Source organism: Endozoicomonas sp. SESOKO2 (assembly GCF_024606245.1).
Lineage (GTDB): Bacteria > Pseudomonadota > Gammaproteobacteria > Pseudomonadales > Endozoicomonadaceae > Endozoicomonas_A.
This window is the reverse complement of sequence record NZ_JAHHPQ010000795.1, coordinates 1-3,787: the sequence shown is the minus strand read 5'-3', so window position 1 is coordinate 3,787 and position 3,787 is coordinate 1. Positions and strand designations below refer to the sequence as shown.

The window sequence follows — 3,787 nt, the reverse complement described above, 5'->3', positions numbered from 1 at the left end:
CACGGAATGAGTTCGATGCACGTTTTACCTCCCTGAAAAACACCAGACTTTCTGTGGCCCCGTTTCTTAGCCCCGGTGACAAACAAGCCAGCGCTCAGATCGAAACGCTCGACGCAGCCTGGTCTGAACTGAAAATAGAAGCGGACAACATTCTGGCCGCAGAAGAAACCGTACTGGCCCTGCACGATGTGGCAAAAACACTGGGTGAAACCATTCCCCAGCTGCAGGTAGAGTATGACGAGGTGGTGGAGATTCTTCTTGAGAGTGGTGCTCCCAATGACCAGATCGCACTGGCACAGCGTCAGCCATGGCTCGCAGAACGCATTATTCGAAGTGTTTCGAAAGTACTGGAAGGGGGTGAAGACTCCATTATGGCAGCAGATAGCTTTGGTCGTGTCGCCAAGCTGTTTGGTCGAGTACTGAACGGTATGCTGGAAGGTAACCTGGCCATGCGCATCAGTCAGGTCACCGATGAAGAAGCTATTGATCGTCTGGCCGAAATCTCCGACCTGTTCGGATTTGTAGAAGGCAGTGTTGACGAGATTCTGGAGACCTCCCCGGAACTGTTCCAGGTACGTGCCGCTTCTGACCAGATTTTCACTGACTCCCAGCAATTGCTGCAACAGACTTCCATTCTCGTAGACACCTTCGAGACTCTGACGGACCAGCGCCTGATCAACAACACCGTCATCAGTATTGCCGGTGTAATTGCGCTGCTCTCCGTGTTGATTATCGCCGTGGCCATCGTCAGAGACACCCGTCAGCGTCTGGCTGAAACTGCCGCCCGAAATGAAGCCAACCAAGCTGCCATCCAGCGACTGCTGGATGAAATGGATGGTCTCGCGGACGGTGACCTGACCGTACAGGCAACAGTCACCGAAGACTTTACTGGTATCATCGCCGACTCCATAAACGTCTCTATTGAGCAGCTCCGGGCATTGGTTAAGACCATCAACGAAACAGCGGTGGAAGTCGATACCTCAGCTCAGGAAACACAGAGTACCGCGAAAGAACTGGCTGAAGCTGCAGGCCATCAGGCAGAAGAAATCAACTATGCCAGCCAGGCGGTCAACGACATGAGCGAGTCAATGACCATCGTATCCGCAAACGCTTCCGAGTCAGCACAGGTAGCAGAAAGATCGTTAGAAATTGCCACCAGTGGTGGTCAGGTAGTGCGTAATACCATCGAGGGCATGGATACTATCCGTGAACAGATTCAGGACACCTCAAAGCGCATCAAGCGTCTGGGCGAGTCCTCCCAGGAAATTGGTGACATCATTGCCCTGATCAACGATATCGCAGACCAGACCAATATTCTGTCCCTGAACGCCGCCATTCAGGCCTCCATGGCAGGTGAAGCCGGTCGGGGCTTTGCAGTGGTGGCGGATGAGGTACAGCGTCTTGCGGAACGTGTATCCGGCGCAACCAGACAGATTGAGGCATTGGTATCCACCATCCAGACTGATACCAACGAAGCCGTTATCTCCATGGAACAAACCACTTCAGAGGTGGTAAACGGTGCCAGACTGGCACAGGATGCGGGTGTTGCCCTGGAAGAGATTGAGAAAGTATCCAGTAACCTCGCCAATCTGATCCGTAACATTTCCGACACAGCGAAGAAGCAGACTGGTTCTGCAGAACAGATAGCCCTGCGTATGACCACCATCCGTGACATCACCACCCGGACGGCTTCCAGTACCACAGCAACAGCCGGTTCGGTAGGTAACCTGGCGGAAATGGCTCTGGAAATGCGTCAGTCTGTATCCGGCTTCCGCCTGCCTTCAGCAGCAGAAAGTGGAGCGACGAATACAGCGCAAGAAGACGAAATAACCGTCTGATGAGTATTTTTATTCCAGCAGCATGGGTTGCTGGCACGGAATAACGGGGGCCGGCAATGGCTGAACAACAGGATTATGCAGGCCTGGACTGGGTTAAGGAAGAGATTGAGCAGACGCTCGTTGAAGCCCGCCAGGCATTGGAAAAGCACCAGCAAGAGCCAGACAACCCCGCCCATATCAATGCCGGGCAGAGCTCATTCAGCCAGATCCATGGCGCACTCAAAATGTTGCAGTATGAAGGTGCAACCCACCTGAGCCTGGAAATGAACAAACTGTCCGAGGCCTTGCTCAGTGAGCGGGTGCCTGATGCGGGTGTGGCCCTGGAAGTCCTGATGCAAGCTACCTTGCAGCTGCCAGGTTACATTCAAAAGACTCTGAACAGTGGCGTTGATCGTCCATTGTCGCTTCTGCCGCTGATCAATGAACTGCGGCAGCTGCGGGGCGAAGATCCTCTGTCGGAGGCCACTTTTTTCTTTCCGGATACCCACTCACTGATCGATCCTGTCGAGCCATCACAGCTGGACACGCTTGAACAGAGTGGTTTGGTACCATTACTGAGAAAAATACGACAGAAATATCAGTTGACGCTCGCAGGTTATCTGCGAGGTCAGAACCGGACTCAACAGATTAAAATTCTGGCCAAATTGTTTGCCAAACTTCAGGACCTTTCCTGGGGCACTCCCCTTTCTCCCCTCTGGGAAGCCAGTATTGGCCTGACTGAAGGGCTGGATAATCAGTCGATCGTACAGAACATCCATGTCGCCAATTTGCTCAGAGAACTGGATGGCCAGATCCGTCTGTTCATCCAACAGGGTGCTCCCTTCATCAATACTCATCCCGATGATGCACTGTTTCGGGGATTGCTCTACTGCATCGCCACTTCAGCAGGTCATGATGGTTTCACCGGTGCCCTGAAATCGCGCTACCATCTGGAAGAAGAACTGAACAGGGCTCAGGCAGGTATTTCGGATATTCTGACGGGCGTGAATGCTACCCAGCCTGTTGTGGAAGCTTTGAACTATGAGCTGACAGGTGTCAAGGAAGCACTGGACCTTTATCTTCTCTCAGCCGACCCTGATCCAATGGTTCTGCAAACCCAGCTACCGGTCATTCAGCAAGTGGCGGATACCCTGACCATCCTGGGCATGGACGACCTGAAAAGCCGACTGCTGCAGAAAAAAGCGCTGATCCAGAATGTGATCAATAGCGGTCAAAATGCTGAAGAGCATCTGATGGAGGTAGCAGGCACCATTCTTGATCTTGAGACTGCTCTCTCCAGATACGCTGCGGGCGAAGGTCCGCAGACAAGCGATGGCTCACCCTTGCTGGAAGAAGTCTATCAGGCGGTTATCAAAGAGGCTCGCTATTATCTTGAGCAGAGCAAAGATGCCATCGTTGATTTTGTGGACAGTCATCATCACCCGGACTTCTTGAGCCCAATTCCCGAACTGCTCCATAAAGTCCAGGGCGGTTTGTCCATGACACCTCTGACCCGGGCCGCCGATCTGGTCAGAGCCTGTTCAGAACACATCAGTAAAGAGTGGGTAGAAAACAGTAAAACACCTGAAAAAATGGAACTGGAATACCTGGCTGATGCAGTGACCAGCATTGAATACTACCTGGAGAGGTTGAGTGACAAAAATCAGGAAGAACATGAAGTCATTCTGGATGTCGCAGAAGCAAGCCTGTCTGCCCTGCGTGTGACCGATCCTGAACAGCTTGAAAGTCCCGCCAAACCAAATGAAGTCTTTTCTGAACAGACAGAAGGCTCTTACCCACCGGCTGAGGGTTCTTACACTCTGGCTGAGAGCTCTCTGGAATTGCAGATTGATGAGCAAAGCTTTCTGGACGGGTCAGCCCCCGTCACCCTCGATGAAGATCAATTACAAGAGCCCTTGGCGGAAGAAAAACAGAGTTCAACAGAAACCAATGATCTGGCAGTTCAGGCT

At 52.4% G+C, this 3,787-nt stretch carries 1 protein-coding gene and 1 pseudogene; both read left to right on the top strand.

Translation table 11 applies throughout. The annotated features are described in order from the left end of the window. Positions 1 to 1,838 (top strand): methyl-accepting chemotaxis protein (locus tag KDK17_RS18820; RefSeq protein ID WP_257288796.1); only part of this gene is annotated, 1,838 nt, incomplete at its 5' end. Positions 1,839 to 1,894: 56 nt separating this feature from the next. Next, a pseudogene (locus KDK17_RS18815) lies at positions 1,895 to 3,787 on the top strand (hypothetical protein); the annotation flags it as partial.